Genomic DNA, 20,831 nt, shown 5'->3' with positions numbered 1-20,831 from the left:
GCTATCCACTTCAAAATAAAATAAGATGGTGCCATTATCAATAAGTCTATTTACGTGGTAATTTGCATTGGTATCCTTGATAGTCATAAAGATTGTATTAGAAATCTGAATTGGAGAGAATGAAATTCTGATTACAGGTTTTGCTAGGGGGCTAATTGATGAACATAAATAATTTTAGCGATCACACTAATAAAACGATATTTGATAGAGGCTACGACTATTATATGGAGGGAAATATAGTAGAAGTGAACAAGCATGAAGATAACTTATTCACTTTTGTCGTCCAAGGAAGTGAAAAGTACGAGGTTGTAGTTAAGATAGATGAAGCTGGAAAAATATTATATACAAACTGCGAGTGTCCGTACGATTTTGGTCCTATTTGCAAGCATCAAGTGGCAGCATTTCTTGAATTACGTGATATGTTACTTCATGAAGTTCAGTGTCAAACTATGATAAAAGTAAGGAGCACTCAACCTGAAATAACTGAGGTGTTACTCAATCTCTCCAAGGAAGAGTTGATCAGTATTATTGTAGATATAACCCAAAAGGATAGAGTCTTAGAAAAAAAGTTGCTTGTAAGATATTCAGAAATTGATGGATCAAATGAAATAGAAAAATGCAAAAAATGGATCGATTCAATTGTAAGAAAATATAAAGGAAGAGAAGGCTTTATCAGTCTTGGCAATGCATTTTCATTTGCAAATGAAATGGAAAAAGTACTGCTAAATGTAAGGAGAACAAGAGATCTCTTTGTTTCATTAGAACTTGCTTTTTTAGTACTGGAAGAAGCGATTGAAGCTTTTCAATACGCTGACGATTCAAATGGTGATATAGGAATGATAGTAAATGAAACACTGGAATTAATAGGAGAAACGGCATCGATAGCTAATAACGAAAAAGATATTCATATCAAACATAGAGTGTTTAATAGGCTACTGGAAAAAAGCGATAGCAGGATTTTTGACGGATGGCAGGATTTTCAAATTGAATTACTCAACATGTGCGTACAATTTACAGTTAGTGAAGTGCTAAGACATACTTTAATACAGAAAATAGAGTATTTGATCAATCAAAATTCTAAAAATGAATATGGGAGATACGGCACTGAAAGGATGCTTCTGATTTTATTTACGATGATTAGTAAATATGGAACAAGCGAAGAAGCAGAAGAGTTTTTACATGTTAATTGGAAATATAATGCTATCAGAGAAATAGCTATAGATAGATACATGGAAGAGAAAAACTATCAAAAAGTAATAGGAGTGGCTTTAGAAGGAGAAAAACTAGACAGCAAATATCCGGGGCTTGTTTCAAAATGGAAGAGGTTAAGGTATGCAGCCTATAAAGAGCTTTCACTAAAAGAAGAACAAGAAAAATTGGCAAAGGAATTATTACTTGAAGGTTATTTTGAATATTACAAGGAACTGAAGGGATTAGTTACAAATGATGAAAATGAATTCTATGCTAATTTAAAGCAAGAGTTGAAAAAGCATAAGGGTTGGCAGATAAAAAGCATATTTTTAAAAATTATTGTAGAGGAAAATGATGTGGATGAACTTATGGATTTCGTAACGGAAAATCCTAGTAGCGTGGAAGAATATGCAGGGCTGTTAGTTGTTAAGTATAGGGAAAAGGTTATAGAGGTATATAAGACACATATTAGGCATGTCGCTAACCAAGCAACAAACAGAAAGCAGTATAAAGAAGTAGGCAAAAAAATAAAAAGGTACAAAAAGATAGCAGGCAAGCAATATCAGGAAGAAATAATAAATGAGTTATGTGAATTATATGTTAGAAGACCAGCCTTTATAGACGAGCTAGGTAAATTAAAATAGAGCGAAGGGAAGCTGATCTAGCTTCTCTTTTGGTGTTTTCCTTCTTGGAAGTATTCTTTTCTATTAGTAGCAGACCCAAGAGTCCATCAGGATTGGTTATACCCTCATTCTATCGAATGGTATGCACAACTTGGAGAATTGACAAGACAGTAAAGACTTGAACAAGGTGGGTTAGGATATGCCGAGATTGAAACGGTGAGAAGTATTGAATACTTGCATGAACCTATTGATGTTATTAGGATGCGCTGCTTTGGTCAGAAACCATCCATACAAGAGTGGGTTACTGAGAAATGCATATCTAAAGTTGCGCGAATATTCGAAGTGAACGCTACAGAAAAAGGCTTACCTACGACATTTGAACGCTATCTAGTTCGTGCTTCGGCCTAATTTCATATTGGATTGAGGGTGTACCAGATTAGCCGTCCAGAACTTTATCCTACTAATTGATAGTATTAATCTATTAATCATGTACTAGTTCAGGTATTTTAGGAGGTTTCCCAATGGAACCATGTACTTCTATTTTTACAATTATGCAGGATTTTGATAAACCTTGGGCAATTGCTGGAGGATGGTCAATAGACCTTTTTCTTGGCAAAACTACAAGAAAGCATGATGACATTGAAATTATTGTGTTTAGAAATGGCCAAAAAAATATTCAAGAATATTTAAGTGGATGGAGCTTTATGAAAGTTGTAAAAGGGAATTTAGAGACTTGGAAAAAAGATGAAAGATTATATTTACCAATACATGAGACGTATGCAGAAAGATTAAATGAAAAGATAGAGATACTGTTAAACGAGTCCGAAGGGAAAAATTGGATATACCGAAGAGATACTAGAATCCATAGAGAATTATCTAAAACTATCTTGAGGACAAAAAGTGGAATTCCCTATCTTAGCCCAGAAATAACTCTACTATTCAAATCAAAAGGGACGAGACTGAAAGACGAAATGGATTTTGAAAATACCTACTCTGAGTTGGGTTTTGAACAGAGTGAGTGGCTTCGGGATTCATTGAAGGTAGTTTATGGTGAACATCCGTGGATTCAGAAACTATAAATAACCTAACGCATACTACCTTGATTAGCTTTTGTCCCTTGAGCTTTCAACAATTTCCCCTAAGCATATTGACAGGGAGCGCAATTATCGTTATGTTAAATACAGACCAACAGTCGGTATTGTTATTTGGAGGTACTATGGGACGTAATAAATATCCGGAACAGACTGTAGAAAAAATCCTTTCCGTTTCCTCAAAACTGTTCGTTGAAAAGGGCTATGACAAAACAAGTGTGCAAGACATTCTCGATGCACTTGGAATATCCAAAGGTGGACTTTATCACCATTTCAAATCGAAAGAAGAAATTTTAGATGCGGTTATACAACGCCATACTCAACATGCAATGGGAATGCTGTATGACTTGATTCAAAATACAGAAGCTAGAAACGTAAAAGAGAAGCTGCAAAAAATCATACTCACTTTCGCTACGGATACAAAAACACATGAGATTAATACTGTACTTAGCTCCCAAATTAAAAATCCTCAGTTTGTTGTAAGTGGAGTTCAAAACAGCGTCAATATAGATGCACCGATCATAGCAAAGCTCATAGAAGAAGGAAATCGCGATGGTTCCTTTCAAACAGATGATCCAGCTTTGTGTGCGGAGGTTTTTTTGCTGCTGTCTAACACTTGGATTAATCCGATCCTCTTTAACCGGGACTCCACTGAAACCGAAAGGCGTTTAAAGTATCTGCAGAAGATGATGAGGTCATTGGGCGTGGATATAGTAACAGACGAACTGATTGCCATATCCATTAACGAATTTGAGCGGATGGGCGGATTTTATCTAGAAAAAGAGTAAAAGCATTCTGCAAAAATGACTGTCTGAGCGGCAGTTTATTTTTTGGGAATAAACAAACCGACAGTCGGTTTCGCAAGTGATTCTTCTATCAAATATGAAAGTTGAGTAAGGCGTTAAACCTTGTGTTTGGCATTTTAAACGTAGGTAAATTGCTCATCAATAATTTTCTTTTATTAAATTACGGAGGGAAAAGGATGGAAAAGTGTAATGCAAAGTTGCTATCCCCAACGAGAAAAATTTCAAAGGATACGTTACAAAAGTCAAATGAGACAATAAAAAAATTAACCCAACCGCCAGAATGGATAAGAATCGGATCGGTAGTCGGAGGTTGTATAGGAGTCGGGTTGCTCATTACCGAAACTGCCGGATTTATTATTGGAAAAATAGTTTGGCCAATTGGAATGGTGACGGTGGGGATTGTAAGTGTGGAAGATCTAGTGTCTGGCATTGTAAGCGTAATAAAAGTGCTCGGCAAGTTAATCTAATTGTAATTAACGGAGGAGAAAAGAATGGAAAAATTAAATGCAAAGTTGCTAGCCGCAACCAAAAGAATTTCAATGGATACGTTGCGCAAGTCGAATGAAATGGTACGCAAGTCGAATGAAAGGGCAGAAAAATTAGCGAATCCGCCCAAGCGGATAGTAAGAATCGGATCAGTAGTCGGAGGATGTATTGGAGCAGGGTTACTCATTATTGGAACTGTCGGTTTCATTTTAGGAAAAACAGTTTGGCCAATTAGTATGGTAACGGTAGGAGTAATAAGCATTGTATCTAATATAATTAATATCATAAGAACAAATGATAAATAAACAGTTCGGAGAATAGCTTGTGGAAGAAAACCACTTTGCGGCTATTATCGATTAAGAAGATGAAGTGCTGATTCGTTTTCCAAAACCTATATCTAACAGACTACTACTTAGCGATGCTTTATCGCAGAGTAGCGGTCTGTTTTTTTCTGTGAAAAACTTCTCGACGTTTTCCATGAAATTGGGATGTGACCGCTTGCGGTCCAACAAAACGGTCATGACCATTTTGTTTTGTAAATCAGAAAGCGTTTACAAATCCTGAAAACATTTACGGAAATTCATATGTAATAATTTAAGTAACAAAGAGATCGCACAGCAAAGAGGCGGTTAAGGAGTTGAGAGTCATGGTTTACACATGTACATTAAACCCAGCAATCGACATGTTTGTAGAGGTTGATTCGCTACAACCAAATATTGTAAATAGATCGAGCATGGAAGATTATCAAGCAAATGGTAAAGCCATTAACATTTCGATCATATTGAAAAGAATGGGGATTCATAATACGGCGCTTGGATTCATTGGTGGTTTTACTGGAAAGTATATAGAAGAAGAATTGCAAAAAATAGGAGTAGATACAGATTTTATTGAGGTTGATGGAATTACTAGAGTGAATACTTTTATTAGTACAAAGGATCATGAATATAAAGTTGTCAATAAAGGACCTGAAATTCCTAAAAAGAAAGTAGATTTGATTCTACAAAAAATAAATGAAATTCCAACAGGCAGTATTTTATTTGTATCAGGAAGCACTCCAAAAGGTGTTCCAGATGAGATTCATCTAGAAATATCAAAGATTGCCAAAAAAAATAAGCTTAAATTAATCCTAGATATTAGCTCAAGAATATTGCTGGATTGTTTAGCTTATCAACCATATTTAATCAAACCAAACCATGAGGAGCTAGCGTTGTTTTTTCACAAAGATACTGTTACGGAAGATGAAATCCTAGAACTTGGGAAAAAGTTGGTAGACATGGGGAGTGAAAATGTTCTTATCTCTATTGGAGGAGAAGGCTCACTATTTTTATCAAAGGACGAGATTATCGGGGTAACTGCGCCAAAAGGAAATGTGGTAAATACCGCTTGTGCAGGTGATTCGCTATTGGCTGCTTTTGTTGGAAGAGTACTAGAAGGAGATTCTAAGGAAGAGGCACTCAAAATTGCTTCGGCGACTGGATCATCTACTGCTTTTTCTGTTGGACTAAGTGATTTATCAGATATTGGGGAATTAATGAAACAAATTCAAATACATCATTATTAAAAAAAAAAAATATAGAGGTGGCAAAAATGAATTCAATTAAAATCATTGCTGCAACGGGTTGTCCTACTGGAATTGCTCACACTTTTATGGCTGCTGAAGCACTCAAAATTGCAGCAGAAAAATTAGGAGTAGAAATAAAAGTAGAGACACATGGCCAAGTAGGGATAGAAAATGCATTAACAAAAGAAGATATTCGCGAAGCAGATGGTGTCATCATCGCAGCGGACAAAGATGTAAACATTGAAAGATTCTTAGGAAAACCATTGCTGGATGTATCTGTAGCAAAAGGAATAAAAGATGCTGAGCATTTAATCCAGTCGATTATTGATGGCAAAGCAACTCCTTATAAAGCTTCTAAAAAAGCAGTTTCCCAAGCAAATGAAGAATTTGAGGGTTCGGCAGGATCAAAAATTGGTAGAGCCATTTATAAACACTTGATGAATGGTGTTTCTCATATGCTTCCTTTTGTTGTTGGCGGCGGGGTATTAATCGCAATTTCCTTCTTGTTCGGTATTTATTCAGCTGATCCAGATCATGAACAATACAATGCTTTTGCAGCGATGTTAAAAGAAATTGGTGGGATTGGCTTCTCGCTAATGGTACCCGTTTTAGCAGCATATATTGGTGATTCCATTGCGAAACGTCCTGGTCTTGTAACTGGTTTTATCGGTGGTAGTATCGCTTTTGCAGGCGGTGCCGGTTTCTTAGGTGGTATTTTAGCCGGTTTCCTAGGTGGTTATGTCATTGTACTTCTTGGAATCTTATTTAGTAAATTACCAAGATCGCTGGAAGGTTTAAAAGCAATTTTCTTATTCCCGGTATTTGGAATATTAATTACAGGTATCATCATGACACTTTGTGTAGAGCCAATGTCAGCAGTAAACGAAGGCATGATGTCATTTTTAGGTAACTTCAAAGATTCAAGCCCTATCATCTTAGGCTTAATTGTAGGTAGTATGTGTGCATTTGATATGGGTGGTCCAGTTAACAAAGCTGCATATGTAACAGGTACGGCACTTTTAGCACAAGGCGATCTTTACTTTATGGCTGGTGTATCTGCAGCATGTATTACACCTCCACTAGTTACAGCATTTGCAACTGTGTTATTCAAAAAAGAATTTAATGAATCAGAACGAAATGCAGGTATAGCTAACTTCATTTTAGGATCAACGCACATTACAGAAGGTGCAATTCCGTTCGCTGCGAAACAGCCACTTGTCGTTATTCCTATATTAATGGTGGCATCATCCATCTCGGCTATCATGACTTACATGTTTAAAGTTCAAGTTCCAGCACCACATGGAGGATTTTTGGTACTACCTGTTGTAACGGGTGCAATGCAGTGGGTACTTTCTATCCTAGTTGGTTCTATCATTGGTGGGGTGGCCTATGGACTCTATAAAAAAAGAACGAATCAAAAACAAAGTGCTATGACGAATGAAACGATAACATCCTAAAATAGATTGTCTGAAAAAGGGGTAATAATCATGAATTCTATTTTACATGCGAATCATATTTGTTTGCATAATCATTCCACAACGCAGTCAGAAGTGTTTCAAAAAATAGCAGAAATGGCAGTGGCAAATAACATTGCAACATCAATAGAAGAAGTGATTAAAGGTTTAGAGAACCGTGAAAAAGAAAGCACGACTGGCTTTATGGATGGGTTTGCTATTCCACATACAAAGTCTAAGGCCATTAAAAAACCAGGTATAGTCATCATTTCTTTGGCAAACGGAGTGGAATGGAATTCACTGGATGGCCTTCCTACTAAATTCGTTATCTCACTATTAATTCCTGAAGATGAGGGCGGAACAACTCACTTAACTCTACTATCTTCTGTTTCTAGAATGTTGATGCATAATGATATTCGTCAAAATCTGTTACAAGCGAAAGATGAAGATTCTATCTTGCATGAGTTAAACCAAGTTATCTAATTCTTTACTAAAAGTGGAAAACGATAAAACAATAGAATTGGAGAGAAAACCATGGGAGTAAATACAAAAGAAATGCTAGTAAAAGCACAGAAAGATGGGTATGCAGTACCTGCCTTTAATATTCATAATCTAGAAACGTTACAAGTCGTAGTCGAAACTGCCGCAGAGTTACGATCTCCTGTAATTATTGCGGGAACACCTAGTACATTTGCTTATGGAGGGCGTGATTATATCCAAGCATTGGTAGATGTGGCAGCAACCCGTTATGATGTTCCCATCGCACTACACTTGGATCATCATGAAGTTCTTGATGACATTAAGGAATCAGTTGTTTTAGGAACAAAATCCGTGATGATCGATGCTTCTCATCATCCATATGAAGAAAATGTTGCAATCGTAAAAGAAGTAGTAGAATACGCCCATGCTCATGGTGCAACAGTTGAAGCAGAGTTAGGTCGTTTAGGTGGACAAGAAGATGATTTGGTTGTAGATGCTGCGGATGCGTATTATACAGATCCAGCCGTTGCAAAAGATTTTGTGGAGAAAACAAACATCGATTCATTAGCCGTTGCGATTGGTACAGCACATGGTATGTATAAATCTGAACCTAAATTAGATATCAATCGTCTAGCTGAAATTAGAAAAGTAGTAGATGTTCCACTTGTCCTACACGGTGCTTCTGGTATTCCTTTTGATACAGTTCGGACATGTATTGAACTCGGTGTTTGCAAAGTGAACATTGCAACCGAATTGAAAAATCCATTCTCGGATGCATTACGTCAATATTTAGTAACTCACGAAGATGCTAATGATCCTCGTAAGTATATGGAACCAGCAAAAGCAGCTATGAAAAAAGTGGTGGCAGAAAAAATTAAGATGTGCATGAGCGATAATCGTTACTAAACTATTTTAGGTCAAATAAAAGAGATGGTCTCCCAAACATTCCGTTGCGATGTTTGGGACCATCTCTTTTTTAATGGCTAAGAAAGTATAACGTTCTTAGCCTGCATAGTCACAACTAAGGCTTTGCCTGTAATGCTAAGGTTATCTTACTATGCCGGATCGAATATAATTTTTTGGGGCATAAGTTCCTGTTAGTGAAACAGGAAAAAAGTGCTAACAATGAAGATGCATGTATGGTAGAATCTCCTCTTGTTTCCCCTCTTCTTTTGTTAAAAGATGGAATTAGAACGTTTTTTGCAGTACCACGTGGAACGAGGAGTGTAGAAGTTATGACGAGGATATTAGTGCGCCCGGAACTTCTTCATAAGATGGGAAAGGATTTTGACCTGGCGGCAGAGGAGATCAGAGAGATTGAGCACAGGTTAAATGCATTACTACAACAGTTAAGTTGGGAGATCCTTCAGAAGACGCGGGTTGAGGAATTTTGGAATGGTATTAGCGTTCATATTACCAAGACCAGCTATCACTTAGGAGAAATGTCCCAATTTGCGCATAAGAAGGCAGAAGAATTTGCACAGTTAGATCGGGAAGAGAAAGAGAAAGAGAAAGAGAAAGAATTTTTATTAGCAAGAGATGCTGTGAGGAAACCGGATGATGAAACCATTCAGACGTTGATCAAGAAAATTGATGGAAGAAGAACTGAAATAGCTAGTGCTCCAACAGAGAAGGCTCCAGTGGAAGAACCAAGTGGCTGGGAAGTAGCGGGCGCATTTTTTAAGGGTGCGGGAAATGCAGTAGCGGATACAGTAACTGATACGTGGGATGGAGCCGTCAATCTAGTTACCAACCCAATAGAAACCCTTGGGAATATGGCAGAAAACGTAGAAGAAATGGTTGTAGATACAGTGGAATTTGGAGAGGAGCTAATTAATGACCCAGAATCGACTGTCAACAGCATCGTGGAAGGACAAAAAGAGAAATGGAATGCATTTATGGCATTACCTGCGGATAAACAAGCGGAGGTGCTTGGAGGAGCCTCAGTAGGCGTCGGTTCTCTGCTTGTTGGTGGTGCATTTTCCAAAGGAATTATGTTTGGGAAGGCTGGTAAGATTTATAAGGCTGATAAGGCTGAAAATAACGTACCAGATAAAAGTTCAGAACCATCTGATAAAAAAACTTCTCCATCTATAGGGACTGTGACTGGAAATGGTGTCATGGCTCAGGCTATACGAAAATATGTGGTGGTAGATTTCCATGAGTTCCGTACTGTCATAACAGAAGCTAACAAAGTACGCCGGTTAATGATAGCTGAACTGAACAAGAAGATGGAAAACATGATTAATAACTTGCAGTTATTTCCATATAAATTGGTACCTGATGGAGCGCCTGAATCGACGGTTATTGGAAAAGGTGACGGAGATAAGAAAGGTGGGTTCTTCAGCCTCTTTACTAGAGGTAGTGAAAATAGTAGCCATGGAGGGGAGGAAGGGCGTAAGATTGATGAGGAGATGGGTGAAATTCCTAAGATTAATAGTGCTAAAGAAGTTGAAATTGTAAACAAAAGAGGAGAATCTCTTGGAGAATTAGATGAGGTTGATTTAGAGAATAAGATTTTTTATGAGGATAAATCCGCCCAGGGTCTCAATAAGGTTAATCCTAAAACAGGGTTACCTGCGCAAACTCCACAACAATTTGCAGATAAACAGATATTGACCAAAACGAGAAATCGAATTAATGCTTTAGAAAATGCAACTTCTACACGGGCAACAAAGAATGGCTCTTCGGAAATACCTAACCTAGAGGATATTAAGGATATCCGAGAATTTGTTTTCAGATTAGATGGAGATACATCCGAACTAAGGCAGGCAGTTGAAAATAGTCTAAATCAGTTGAGGAAAGAATTTCCCGATTATAAGTTTAATGCAATCTTTGGAGGTAAATAGATTATGGCTATCAGTGCATTAATTCTTGACCCACAAAATGATTACGAAAGGAACTTTTTTATTCCAGTTGCCACAGAATCGTTTTTTAAAGAGTGCTGGCTACCTGCGATTGAATCATTAGGGTTACAATGGACAGACCTCTTTCCAACAGGTGTTGATGTAGAAGAGGAGGATGTACCGTATATCATAGAGGAACTAATTCTGATAAAAGAATGGGCGGCTAAAAATTTGAATGAGGAACAAAAAGATAAAATATTTGAAAGGATAATAGGACTTCAAGATAAACTACCACAGGCATTTCAGCGTAAAGACGCAGTTGTTTTTATAGGGTAGTTGGTTGGTTGTATTCATTTACAGTTTGGTGGGGCTACCCTGTGCCGAATAAACCTATCATTCATCCAATAACCCATATAACCCATGTAATACCCGAATAAAAATTTCTCCAATTCAATCGTACGCACATCAATGCTTGAAATTTATATCCTCAATAACGCTATTCTGTTACATTGAACAGGTTGATTATGGTCAAATACTACCATGATTGACCTGTTTATTATTATGTGCGTTTTCTTGCATTTTTTATGATGAATCGTAATTGTGCATTAGGCTATTACGATAGGGCGAATGAAGTATATCGAGAAAACTTCTGAAATCCATTTTCAACAAAATGGACGGATACCGTGATGTTTAGGGTGCCAAAAGATAACTGATCATTTTGCGGTACCACGTGGAGTGGGGAGTGTAGAAGTTATGACGAGGATATTGGTGCGCCCGGAACTTCTTCATAAGTTGGGACTGGATTTTGACCTGGCGGCAGATCGTAAATTGAAGAAGCAGCTAGCAATCCAACCATTCCGTTGATTTGCTAGTCTTATTTTTGTTCCCTATGTAGGAACGAAAACTACTTACCTGCTTCTTCCGATTCTTTCCCTGCATGAAAAGCTGAAAGTTTGCTTGTACTAAGTAGTTCGAATAATATAGGCGTCTAGCAAGATACGTGCGATAACCTCGAGGGGTAGACGAGATCTTACTTCATAGTCTGGTAAAAATGAAAGAGTACTTTTAAAACCATGTAAGGTTAGCTCGGAAAGTTGGGCGAGAGAAGATTTCGCATTAGCAGTAATTGTAATAGTACTAACTTGTTTAATTTTTAAGTTTTTACAAGCCTCCACTAATTCAGCTGTTTCTCCGCTCAACGAGATAAAAATAGCTAATTCTTTATTTTGTAATCTCTTTGAGAGTAAACGAATAATATTAGGATCCGTATGGTTCTCGCAATTTTTTCCTGTAATTTGTAATTTCACAGTCATTTCTGTTGCAGGCATTTCTGAAAAGCCACGAGAGAAAATATAAATCTTTTCTGCAGCATACATTTTTTGTATCGCATCTTCAATTGTTCCAATGTTTAACATCGAAATGGTATTCATAACTTCTATTTCATTTTTCTTAATGGCTTGCTTAATTTTCGAGTCAATTTGCTGAATACTATCAGAATAAATGGCTGAATGTAACTGATCTTTAATGTCATATTTGAAGGAAGTATAACCATCAAACCCAATCTTTTTCATTAAACGAACAATAGTCGCAGTTGAAACGCTTGCTTCTTCGCTTAATTTCACAATAGACATAGTAGGAATACTTTCGAGGTGATTATGTAAGTAGTCTAATAAATATCGTTCCGATTCACTTAGGGATTGGTAGGTTTCAGCTGGTATATTTAGAAAAATATTACTCATATTTATTAATTCCTCTCAAAGTATTAACTTTACGATCATTTTATCAGTAAGCGATATAAAATGGTTCCCTCTATTTGAAGAGAGTTTTGTCTAATTATGAAAAAACAATACATTTACTTTTTTATTTTCAACCCGAATATGTTTACAATTATAGATGGTGCTGCGGAGTTAGTATAGCGTCATGGACGCATTAAAGTTAATTTCTTAGATGAACGGTCAAGGGGTGAAATCATGTTCATAGTTAACGTCGAAGGTGCTGTCTGCAAAGATGATAAATGGCTCATGATAACAAGGAGTGCTAAGGAAGAACACGCAGGTGGGACTTTATCTCTTGTAGGTGGGAAAGTGGACATTGAGGGGAATTCGATCGAAGTCTTGGAGAGAACAGTTAAACGAGAGATTTATGAAGAAGTGGGCATTGAGGTAAAAGATGCTGTTACGTATATCTATAGTACTTCTTTTATGTTGGATGCTGGACGTCATGTAATAAATGTTGTTTTCTTATGTGAATATGATAGCGGAACAGCATACAGTAAGAGTCCAGATGAGGTTGAAACGGTACATTGGATGACTTATGACGAGATAATCAATCATCCTAAAGCTCCCCCATGGACAAAAGAGAGTGTAAAAAGGGCGGAGAATACTCGTCGGAATGACTGACATTCAATTTGAGTAGCGGGGTTCACATTGCGTATACATGAAGTAGCTAAAGGCTCTTTGTATCCGCCCTCACTTTCATCCGACGTCTAAAGTAGTGGGACGAAGGTGAGGGAAATACGATAAGGTTTAATTGGAACGTTCGTTACTATTCAATAAGGCTTATGTTTTTTCTATGGTGAAATTAACCCTTTCTCTTTAAGCCAATCAGTAGCTACGACTTTTGGTTTTTGTTTGTCTACTTCAACTTTTGCATTTAGTGCTGCCATTTCTTTATCATTAATTGTTCCTGCTAGTTTATTAAGCACCTCTTTAATTTCAGGATGTTTTTCCAGTGTTTCAGCGCGAACTAATGGAGCAGCATAATACGGAGGGAAGAAACCAAGGTCATCTTCAAGAGTGACTAGATTATGTTTCACCAACTGACCATCTGTAGAATAGGCATCAATTACTTGAACTTCCCCTCCATTAATTGCTGTATATTTAAGACCAGTATTCATAGCTTTTGTATCTTTGAAAGTGAATCCATATGCTTGTTCCAAACCTTTCTTACCATCAGGACGCTCCAAAAATTCTTGGGTCGTACCAAGGGTAAGAGAACTAGCATGTGCTTTCAAATCGGATATCTTTTTTAAATTGTATTTTTCTGCAGTCTCTTTAGTTATAGTGATGGCATAGGTGTTATTAAAACCAATAGGTTCCAGCCATTCTAATTGATACTCTTTTTGAAAATCTGTTTTCACAACATCATATACAGTTTGTGGATCTGTTGCAGCTTTCTTACCTAAAATGTTGACATATCCGGTACCTGTATATTCAACATACATATCAGCACTTCCGGTTTTCACTGCATTAAAACATACGTCAGTTCCGCCTAAAAAGGTCTTTGTTTCAACTTGTAAATCAGTGTTTTGCTCAATCATTACAGTTAACAAGTTTGCTAACACATCTTGTTCAGAAAAATCCTTTCCTACAACAGTAACTATATTAGAAGCATTTGAAGTGGGTAATGAGCATCCGCTTAATAAAGTCCCCACAAACAATATACTTATCATTCCAGCTTTTACTATCCAACTCGAACTCACAAAAATCCTCTCCCTATTCAACTCATTTTTATTTCGAACATGCGTGCTTCTGTTTATGAATGGCTTTTACGTTTAGAAATACGAAGTCCTTTTGGGGTCACACTCCAATCGACCCAAGCAAGAAAAATGTCAAAAAGAATAGCAAGCATGGCAGCAGGAATAGCTCCAGCAAGAATAATTCCGGTATCAACCATTGCAATTCCTCGTAAAATCAAATCTCCAAGTCCCCCTGCTCCGATGAATGCAGCAAGTGTAGCAACTCCTATTGTCATAACAGTAGCTGTTCGGATGCCTGCAAAAATAATGGAACGAGCCAAGGGTAGTTCAACCATGACCAACATTTGATACTTTGTCATTCCCATTCCACGTGCAGCTTCAAGCAATGATTTATCAACATTTACAATTCCAGTATAGGTGTTACGCATGATAGGGAGTAAGGCGTATATGACCATGGCTATAATGGCAGGTAAGGAACCAATTCCAAAGAAAGGAATCATAAAGCCAAGAAGAGCAAGACTTGGAATTGTTTGGAATATTGAAACAACTCCTAATATCGGACCAGATAAGGTGCGGTACCTAGTAAGAAATATTCCAATGGGAACGGCAATAATGATTGACCAAACTATGGCAGCCACAGATAGTAAGATATGTTGCCAGGTTGCATGTACGATATCTGGCCAGCGATCTACAATTACCATTATTAGTTCATTCATTGCTATCCTTCCTTTCCAAGTAAGGTTTTGTCAGCGTGTCGATTAAGCTGGCACGAGTAAGTAAGCCGGCTAGTTTACCATCTGAACTAATTACTGGCACATATCCATAATGAGTTTCTTGAATGATTGGGATCGCGTCGGATAAAGGTGTCCCCGTTAAAATAGTAACCGCGTTATTTTGCAGAATATTTTGCATAATAAGGTTTTCATCTTGATAGCGGTTATAAATATCGTTACTGTCAATTAATCCAAGATATTTTTTTTCTGAGTCCACGATGATTAATCCAGTTACCCGCTTCCGATGCATGAGTTTTAAGGCTTCTGCTAACCCTTTTTTGGGTGAAATAGTTACTGGATTTTGTATCATAACATCATCAACGATATGGGATAGGTGAGAAGATAACCGTTTTTCACCGATAAATTCGCGTACGAAATCATTTACAGGTCGTCTTAGTAGTTGATCAGGTGTTCCTTGTTGAATTATTTTTCCGTTCTGCATAATAATAATGTGGTCCGCAATTTTTAACGCTTCGTCCATGTCATGGGTAACGAAAACAATCGTTTTATTTAATTCTTGATTTATGCGTATCAACTCGTCTTGTAATTGTTCCCGTGTAATGGGATCAAGAGCAGAAAAGGGTTCATCCATCAAGATAATAGGGGGATCACTCATCAATGCACGAGCGACTCCAACGCGTTGTTGCTGTCCTCCTGACAACTCTGCAGGGTACCTATTGCGATATATTTTTGGATCGAGTCCAACCATTTGTAACATTTGGTCAACTTTAGTTTGGTCAAAGGAGGACTTTCCATTTTTTAATCGAGGTACAAGTGCAACATTTTCTGCGATGGTCATATGTGGAAAAATTCCAACGTGTTGAATGACATAACCTATTCCTCTCCGTAACTCAACAGGGTCCATTTCTTTTGTATTTTTATCGTTAACAAATATATTTCCGCTTGAAGGTTTATGAAGTAAATTAATCATTTTTAACAAGGTAGTTTTTCCACAACCAGAAGGACCAACCAATACTACAATCTTCCCCTTAGGGATTTCAAGATAAAGATCTAAGATAACATCTGTTTGATCAAACTTCTTGCAAACTTTGCTGAATCTAATCGCATTTTCCATTCATACGCATCCCTTCCTTATTTTTCATTTTGAATAATAAAAAAGACCCCGAAAAAGGGGTCAAATAAAAAGATAAAGACCCTAAAAATAGGGTCCTTGAAACTAACTGTTTAAAGTTACATGTAAACAGAAGACCCATCTAAAGCTGACGAGGTTAGCTGACGGACTCGGGAAAGATGGTTCCCTACAAATCTTAAAGAAATTGATTCGCCCCTAAAAATTGGTTCCCCCGCATTCCAATTGATTAGATTGGAATTTAAGCGATTGCTATTTAAATGATAAAAATTTTTCGTTAGAAAAAGAATAAAATAGATATGAATAATAGTTGTAATATCATAAGTCTAGTTAAAACTATCATACATGAAAAAAACAAAATATCAAATTATTATTATAAATTCAATCAATTTCAGTATTGCTTTTTCCAAAAAAGCATATACTGCACCTGCTGTTACATGTTAATTTTTTTGGGAAATTAGCGGTAAAAACCTCGAGGATTATATTTTGGTGTTGTTTTCAGTCAAGCTAAAGGCAACCCACTGGAATTTGAGGAAATGACCGACATTCAATTTGAGCAGTGGGGTAGTTAACTCGCAACCCTTCACACCTTGTCCAAAACTTATGAGCCGGTTGCAATGAAGCGCAGAAGTTGGCATGATATTTTGGAAACAATCGATACTACATTGCAACGATACCCTATGGTAATAAACAACGATCCACTGGCTCTTGCCTGGTGGATCGTTGTTTTTGATTGTTGGTAATGCATCTCGTGGTTTATCATTTTTAAGCACTTTAGTCATGTGGAGTGCTGTTCTCAGAAAAGGAATTCAGTAATTATGCTTGATACAAATGCATGATGTGCTAATGGGGGTTTCTATTGGCCAAAAATCAACACCTACCATACATAGACCTTATTTTAATAGTAACCTCGATTAAAAGGTTATGTAAAATGGAGAGTTGTGAAGTGCAGGAGCGAATAAAGTTTGCTTTTCTTCAGTTCTCGGGATGAAGTAAAAAGGTTGTAACAACTTGCCACTGAAAATGATTGTTCTTGTACAATAGGCTTAGGTGGTGGAAAAGCGTTTGATACCGCTAAATGTGTCGCAGAGGGCGAGAAGAAAGCAATTCATTACATGCCTTTCTCGGTGAGTGAAGAAGATGTAATCGCAGCTATTATCGTAGCAGACCAAATCGGGAAAGAATATAAGGGAAAGGGTGAATAAGTTGAAGAAGATTATAAATAATCCAGAGACGTTAGTAAGAGAAATGTGCAACGGAATCGTTCTCGCACATCCAAAATTGGAGTTCAACAGTAAATATAAGATAGTGAAGAAAAGAGAACTTAATCAAGATAAAGTAACACTTATCAGTGGTGGAGGAAGCGGACATGAACCAGCACATGCCGGATTTGTCGGGAAAGGTATGTTAGATGTTGCGGTCTGCGGAGACGTTTTTGCTTCTCCCTCCCAAATTCAGATCTACCAGGCGATAAAAGCCTTCGCTAGTAAAAAAGGTACATTATTGATCATCAAAAATTACAGTGGAGATATCATGAATTTTAAAAATGCAGCACATCTTGCAAGTGAGGATGGATTACTTGTCGATTATGTCAAAGTCGATGATGATATTGCTGTAGAAGACAGTCTTTATACTGTCGGAAGAAGGGGAGTTGCGGGAACCGTATTGGTTCATAAAATTGCCGGTGCAGCCGCTGAAGAGGGAAAACAATTAAGTGAAGTAAAGGAAATTGCCCAAAAAGCAATAGATCATACCAGAAGCATTGGTTTTGCACTTACATCTTGTACGGTTCCAGCTAAGGGAACACCTACATTTGAACTGAATGAGGATGAAATCGAATATGGCGTAGGTATTCATGGTGAGCCTGGGATTCGCAGAGAAAAGAACGTATCCGCCAATGAACTGGCAAAGAAAATGGTAACAGATTTGTTGAATGATTTTAAAAAAAGCGGCCGTTCTCAACAAGAGATCGCCCTTTTGATAAACGGTTTTGGAGGAACGCCTCTACAAGAACTATATCTGTTAGCAAATGCTGTTGTTCAAGAAATTAAGGACAGAAATATATCCATCTTTAAAGTTTTTGTGGGCAACTATATGACAAGCATAGATATGGAAGGGGCTTCTGTATCGATTATTCAATTGGATCAACAGTTGAAGCATTATGTAGAGGCAAATTGTGATACCCCTGCTCTTCAAGTTACTGGAGCATTCAGCCCGCTGCATTTTGAAGAAACACCAGTGGATTCGCAAGAGAATCAAGAAGTATCTTATCAATGTGAAACGGACAAGAAGTATGCAAAGATTGATAACAATACTTTCTTCTTACATAATTTGATATATCTACTTGATAAAATGAGTGAAGTTATCATTGAGAATGAAGTTGCTTTTTGTGAACTGGATTCTCATGCAGGCGATGGTGACTTTGGTATGAGCGTGGCAAAAGGCTTCAAGCAACTGAAACGCGAATGGAAAGAAATAATTGAAAACGACACAGCAAGTGTAGGCGATTTCCTTCATGCGTGCTCGTTGATCATCATGGAGCATTGCGGAGGTGCTTCTGGACCGATTTGGGGTTCGGCATTCCGAGCGGCAAGTAAATTTGCCAAAGACAAAACCGATTTGTCCATCGATGATTTTGCTGGAATGATGAAAGCCGTTGTAAAAGGAATCCAAGATACAGGAGAAAGATCCTTTGGAAGAGGAGCCGTTGTCGGAGATAAAACTTTGATTGACGCTCTTGCCCCATACTCTGATTCTTGGGAGCAAAGTGCTAAAGAGGGTGACGATATCAAGACAGCAGCTGTCAAAGCTGCACATGCTGCGGTACAAGGAGCAAAAAATACAGAATCCATTGTCGCAAGAATGGGAAGAGCAGGCACTGTTGGAGAAAGAAGTTTGGGCTATCCAGATGCCGGAGCCTTTGCATTGGGCAAAATTTTCACGGAATTATCTCTGGTCTTAGAATAAATTGAATTTGGGAAAAGAGGGGCGATAACCCCCTCTTTTTCTTGTGGAATTTCCTTGCCTCAATTGATAGACAATTGTGTTTTAGACGAAAGGAAGGTTTGAAAAATTCCCAAAGAAAGGATATCTTAGTATAAGTTAGTAACTAAATTATGGAAAAAATATCTTTGGAGTTGAGTTCATTGTATTTACGAGGTCTTGAGATTCTGAGAAGTGAAAGCAAGAATTCAGATGAATTTCCCTTTTCCATTCCTGTCGTAAAAAATTTAGATAGCATTTCGTTTCGAACAAACGTCACTTTTTTTGTTGGGGAAAACGGGTCGGGAAAATCGACAATTCTTGAAGCAATTGCCTACCAATGCGGCTTTAATACGGCTGGAGGAGGAAAAAATAATTTCTATGAGGTAGATTCTTCTCATTCCGCTCTGGGGGAGAATATTCGGCTTTCATGGATGCCCAAAATCACGAATGGCTTTTTTCTGAGGGCGGAGACATTCTATCATTTTGCATCTCATCTGGACACATTACCAGGAAGCCTAAAATACTATGGCGGTCGTTCTTTGCATCAACAATCGCATGGGGAAGCGTTTCTCTCTCTTTTTAATCATCGCTTTGGGAAAAAAGCAATATACTTATTGGACGAACCGGAAGCTGCTCTTTCACCTGCAAGGCAATTGGCATTGATGCGAGTCATTAAACAGCTAGAAAGCGATGCTCAGTTTATCATTGCTACACATTCACCTATCTTACTTGGTTATCAGGACGCACAAATTTTGAACTTCGATGCTCAAGCAATTGAGGAAATTCAGTATGAGGATACGTTGCATTACATCATTACCAAACGTTTTCTGGAAGACAGAAAAAGAGTTTTCAATGATTTATTTGATGAGTAACTGATACTTTCAGGGGATCGAGGTGGACATGGATTCAGACTTATCTTCAACTGCCAGAGGCATAAAGATATACGTTTATGTGAAAAATATGGAATATGATAGTTTTAGAAAGGTGTGTATCCAATGGAAATGCCTCTGAAAGCTGATGAAGTAATTAGCCGTATCAAACAGCTACATACAAACGGAATCTCGATTAGCAAAAAACAAGTGAAGCAAAACGATCCTGATTTGATGAGAAGTGCCTTGTTTTATTTTCCAAGTTGGGAGCATGCATTGAAAAATGCAGAGATTTTGTAAGAATAAAAAAACCCAAAAGCTGAGTAGATAGCAGGAGCGTGAGTCCTGCATAAAGAAGATATGGATTGGTGATGACATGAACATAAGTGTGATTTTTGAGCAGTTCCCTATACTGCGATCAGATCATTTGATTCTGAAGAAAATTGAAGATAGCAACCTTGAGGAATTGTATGAGATATATAGTAATAACAAAGTTTTTGAATACTGTGGAATCATACCCAAGCATAAAAAAGATATCGTAAAAACCATGATCAGACATTATGAGAGGGACTTTAATAAGAAGTCGAGAGTCAAATGGGGGATATTCGCTGCTAACGAAAGCGATAGGTTGGTTGGAATAATTGAAGCCTTTGATATCGTTCAAAAGTTAAACATGGTTACGATCGGCTACTTTTTAGCGGAATCGTATTGGGGGAAAGGAATTTCTACTGAAGCGGTTAAAATACTGGTAGATTTTTTATTTATGGATGTCAACGTTAACAGAGTACAGGCTGAAGTGATGCCTGCCAATGAGATTTCTAAAAAGGTTTTATTGAAGAACGGCTTCATCAAGGAAGGGACGTTAAGACAAGCAACATTTTGGTCAAGCAAAGGGATTATTGATGTAGAAATATACAGCATTTTAAAAGAAGATTATGTGAGTTGAGTAAGAAAGTGTACGAGAGTCTTTGCCGATGAGGGATAAATAAAATCAGCGGTTGTATAAGGAAACTTAATAACAGGATTGATCAACAAGGAGAGACTGAGGTCTTTCTTTTTTTGACGGATAAACTTCAGAGGATTACTTCTTTTGTAAAA

At 37.5% G+C, this 20,831-nt stretch carries 21 protein-coding genes, 1 pseudogene and 1 riboswitch; of the genes and pseudogenes, 18 read left to right on the top strand and 4 right to left on the bottom strand.

Translation table 11 applies throughout. The features are described 5' to 3' along the window. Window positions 1-158 precede the first annotated feature (158 nt). The 11 genes from LM917_RS10675 (at window position 159) to LM917_RS10625 (ending at window position 10,874) form a co-directional block, all read left to right on the top strand. Window positions 159-1,835, top strand: a complete 1,677-nt coding sequence (locus LM917_RS10675; RefSeq protein ID WP_232697498.1) for an SWIM zinc finger family protein — start codon at window positions 159-161, stop codon at window positions 1,833-1,835. A 500-nt stretch (window positions 1,836-2,335) separates the two neighbouring features. After that, window positions 2,336-2,893 (top strand): nucleotidyltransferase domain-containing protein, encoded by a 558-nt coding sequence (locus LM917_RS10670; RefSeq protein WP_232697497.1) that lies wholly within the window; start codon window positions 2,336-2,338, stop codon window positions 2,891-2,893. A gap of 92 nt (window positions 2,894-2,985) precedes the next feature. Then, window positions 2,986-3,693: a TetR/AcrR family transcriptional regulator gene (locus LM917_RS10665; protein ID WP_232697496.1), complete on the top strand. Its 708-nt coding sequence runs from the start codon at window positions 2,986-2,988 to the stop codon at window positions 3,691-3,693. 194 nt (window positions 3,694-3,887) lie between these two features. Next, a complete protein-coding gene (locus LM917_RS10660; RefSeq protein WP_232697495.1) occupies window positions 3,888-4,178 on the top strand; it encodes a hypothetical protein in 291 nt (96 codons plus the stop codon). A gap of 24 nt (window positions 4,179-4,202) precedes the next feature. Continuing rightward, window positions 4,203-4,502 (top strand): hypothetical protein, encoded by a 300-nt coding sequence (locus LM917_RS10655; RefSeq protein ID WP_232697494.1) that lies wholly within the window; start codon window positions 4,203-4,205, stop codon window positions 4,500-4,502. Between the two features lie 341 nt (window positions 4,503-4,843). After that, complete coding sequence (pfkB, locus tag LM917_RS10650) at window positions 4,844-5,758, top strand: 1-phosphofructokinase (protein ID WP_232697493.1); 915 nt, start codon at window positions 4,844-4,846, stop codon at window positions 5,756-5,758. Window positions 5,759-5,784: 26 nt separating this feature from the next. Next, the gene (locus tag LM917_RS10645) at window positions 5,785-7,215 is read left to right on the top strand and encodes a PTS fructose transporter subunit IIC (RefSeq protein ID WP_232697492.1); all 1,431 of its coding nucleotides are present in this window, start codon (window positions 5,785-5,787) and stop codon (window positions 7,213-7,215) included. A 30-nt stretch (window positions 7,216-7,245) separates the two neighbouring features. Further along, the gene (locus LM917_RS10640) at window positions 7,246-7,695 is read left to right on the top strand and encodes a PTS sugar transporter subunit IIA (RefSeq protein ID WP_232697491.1); all 450 of its coding nucleotides are present in this window, start codon (window positions 7,246-7,248) and stop codon (window positions 7,693-7,695) included. 51 nt (window positions 7,696-7,746) lie between these two features. Beyond that, complete coding sequence (locus tag LM917_RS10635) at window positions 7,747-8,598, top strand: tagatose bisphosphate family class II aldolase (RefSeq protein ID WP_232697490.1); 852 nt, start codon at window positions 7,747-7,749, stop codon at window positions 8,596-8,598. Between the two features lie 329 nt (window positions 8,599-8,927). Next, window positions 8,928-10,541, top strand: coding sequence for a hypothetical protein (locus tag LM917_RS10630; RefSeq protein WP_232697489.1), 1,614 nt, complete (start codon window positions 8,928-8,930; stop codon window positions 10,539-10,541). Window positions 10,542-10,544: 3 nt separating this feature from the next. Further along, entirely contained in the window at window positions 10,545-10,874 is a 330-nt protein-coding gene (locus LM917_RS10625) for a hypothetical protein (protein ID WP_232697488.1), read from the top strand. A gap of 626 nt (window positions 10,875-11,500) precedes the next feature. On the opposite strand, the gene LM917_RS10620 is transcribed toward LM917_RS10625, so the two are convergent. Further along, window positions 11,501-12,277 carry a MurR/RpiR family transcriptional regulator gene (locus LM917_RS10620; RefSeq protein WP_232697487.1) on the bottom strand — a complete coding sequence of 259 codons (777 nt, stop codon included), beginning with the start codon at window positions 12,275-12,277 and terminating at the stop codon, window positions 11,501-11,503. A 231-nt stretch (window positions 12,278-12,508) separates the two neighbouring features. Here LM917_RS10620 and LM917_RS10615 point away from each other — a divergent pair, with 231 nt between their 5' ends. Continuing rightward, entirely contained in the window at window positions 12,509-12,937 is a 429-nt protein-coding gene (locus LM917_RS10615) for an NUDIX hydrolase (protein WP_232697486.1), read from the top strand. Between the two features lie 170 nt (window positions 12,938-13,107). Here the strand turns inward: LM917_RS10615 and LM917_RS10610 are convergent, their stop codons facing one another. The 3 genes from LM917_RS10610 to LM917_RS10600 are packed head-to-tail and all read right to left on the bottom strand — an operon-like array spanning window position 13,108 to window position 15,864. Further along, entirely contained in the window at window positions 13,108-14,019 is a 912-nt protein-coding gene (locus LM917_RS10610; RefSeq protein WP_232697485.1) for an ABC transporter substrate-binding protein, read from the bottom strand. A 53-nt stretch (window positions 14,020-14,072) separates the two neighbouring features. Next, window positions 14,073-14,732 (bottom strand): ABC transporter permease, encoded by a 660-nt coding sequence (locus LM917_RS10605; protein ID WP_232697484.1) that lies wholly within the window; start codon window positions 14,730-14,732, stop codon window positions 14,073-14,075. Then, window positions 14,725-15,864, bottom strand: coding sequence for an ABC transporter ATP-binding protein (locus LM917_RS10600; protein ID WP_232697483.1), 1,140 nt, complete (start codon window positions 15,862-15,864; stop codon window positions 14,725-14,727). Before LM917_RS10600 ends, LM917_RS10605 begins: the two co-directional genes overlap by 8 nt. Window positions 15,865-15,994: 130 nt before the next feature. Beyond that, a riboswitch (cyclic di-AMP (ydaO/yuaA leader) is annotated at window positions 15,995-16,137 on the bottom strand. Window positions 16,138-16,496: 359 nt separating this feature from the next. On the opposite strand from LM917_RS10600, the gene LM917_RS24405 reads away from it, so the two are divergent. From LM917_RS24405 to LM917_RS10575, 6 genes and pseudogenes are all read left to right on the top strand, one after another. Next, window positions 16,497-16,622 carry a hypothetical protein gene (locus LM917_RS24405; RefSeq protein WP_255668196.1) on the top strand — a complete coding sequence of 42 codons (126 nt, stop codon included), beginning with the start codon at window positions 16,497-16,499 and terminating at the stop codon, window positions 16,620-16,622. A 237-nt stretch (window positions 16,623-16,859) separates the two neighbouring features. Then, window positions 16,860-16,976: pseudogene (locus tag LM917_RS10595) on the top strand (iron-containing alcohol dehydrogenase); the annotation flags it as partial. A gap of 109 nt (window positions 16,977-17,085) precedes the next feature. Beyond that, window positions 17,086-18,846 carry a dihydroxyacetone kinase subunit DhaK gene (dhaK, locus tag LM917_RS10590; RefSeq protein WP_232697482.1) on the top strand — a complete coding sequence of 587 codons (1,761 nt, stop codon included), beginning with the start codon at window positions 17,086-17,088 and terminating at the stop codon, window positions 18,844-18,846. A 179-nt stretch (window positions 18,847-19,025) separates the two neighbouring features. Continuing rightward, window positions 19,026-19,736: an AAA family ATPase gene (locus LM917_RS10585; RefSeq protein WP_232697481.1), complete on the top strand. Its 711-nt coding sequence runs from the start codon at window positions 19,026-19,028 to the stop codon at window positions 19,734-19,736. A 123-nt stretch (window positions 19,737-19,859) separates the two neighbouring features. Then, a complete protein-coding gene (locus LM917_RS10580; protein WP_232697480.1) occupies window positions 19,860-20,033 on the top strand; it encodes a hypothetical protein in 174 nt (57 codons plus the stop codon). A 76-nt stretch (window positions 20,034-20,109) separates the two neighbouring features. Beyond that, window positions 20,110-20,679, top strand: a complete 570-nt coding sequence (locus tag LM917_RS10575) for a GNAT family N-acetyltransferase (RefSeq protein ID WP_232697479.1) — start codon at window positions 20,110-20,112, stop codon at window positions 20,677-20,679. The last annotated feature ends 152 nt before the right edge of the window (window positions 20,680-20,831 follow it).

It is taken from the genome of Brevibacillus daliensis (assembly GCF_021245735.1).
Taxonomy (GTDB): Bacteria; Bacillota; Bacilli; order Brevibacillales; family Brevibacillaceae; genus Brevibacillus_B; species Brevibacillus_B daliensis.
Note: the sequence above shows the minus strand (reverse complement) of the source record. Positions and strands in the feature narration are given on the sequence as shown.

Coding starts and splice junctions, on each gene's coding strand:
- LM917_RS10675 (WP_232697498.1), top strand. CDS start 159: ATGAACATAAATAATTTTAGCGATCACACTAATAAAACGATATTTGAT.
- LM917_RS10670 (WP_232697497.1), top strand. CDS start 2,336: ATGGAACCATGTACTTCTATTTTTACAATTATGCAGGATTTTGATAAA.
- LM917_RS10665 (WP_232697496.1), top strand. CDS start 2,986: ATGTTAAATACAGACCAACAGTCGGTATTGTTATTTGGAGGTACTATG.
- LM917_RS10660 (WP_232697495.1), top strand. CDS start 3,888: ATGGAAAAGTGTAATGCAAAGTTGCTATCCCCAACGAGAAAAATTTCA.
- LM917_RS10655 (WP_232697494.1), top strand. CDS start 4,203: ATGGAAAAATTAAATGCAAAGTTGCTAGCCGCAACCAAAAGAATTTCA.
- pfkB (WP_232697493.1), top strand. CDS start 4,844: ATGGTTTACACATGTACATTAAACCCAGCAATCGACATGTTTGTAGAG.
- LM917_RS10645 (WP_232697492.1), top strand. CDS start 5,785: ATGAATTCAATTAAAATCATTGCTGCAACGGGTTGTCCTACTGGAATT.
- LM917_RS10640 (WP_232697491.1), top strand. CDS start 7,246: ATGAATTCTATTTTACATGCGAATCATATTTGTTTGCATAATCATTCC.
- LM917_RS10635 (WP_232697490.1), top strand. CDS start 7,747: ATGGGAGTAAATACAAAAGAAATGCTAGTAAAAGCACAGAAAGATGGG.
- LM917_RS10630 (WP_232697489.1), top strand. CDS start 8,928: ATGACGAGGATATTAGTGCGCCCGGAACTTCTTCATAAGATGGGAAAG.
- LM917_RS10625 (WP_232697488.1), top strand. CDS start 10,545: ATGGCTATCAGTGCATTAATTCTTGACCCACAAAATGATTACGAAAGG.
- LM917_RS10620 (WP_232697487.1), bottom strand. CDS start 12,277: ATGAGTAATATTTTTCTAAATATACCAGCTGAAACCTACCAATCCCTA.
- LM917_RS10615 (WP_232697486.1), top strand. CDS start 12,509: ATGTTCATAGTTAACGTCGAAGGTGCTGTCTGCAAAGATGATAAATGG.
- LM917_RS10605 (WP_232697484.1), bottom strand. CDS start 14,732: ATGAATGAACTAATAATGGTAATTGTAGATCGCTGGCCAGATATCGTA.
- LM917_RS10600 (WP_232697483.1), bottom strand. CDS start 15,864: ATGGAAAATGCGATTAGATTCAGCAAAGTTTGCAAGAAGTTTGATCAA.
- LM917_RS24405 (WP_255668196.1), top strand. CDS start 16,497: ATGAAGCGCAGAAGTTGGCATGATATTTTGGAAACAATCGATACTACA.
- LM917_RS10580 (WP_232697480.1), top strand. CDS start 19,860: ATGGAAATGCCTCTGAAAGCTGATGAAGTAATTAGCCGTATCAAACAG.
- LM917_RS10575 (WP_232697479.1), top strand. CDS start 20,110: ATGAACATAAGTGTGATTTTTGAGCAGTTCCCTATACTGCGATCAGAT.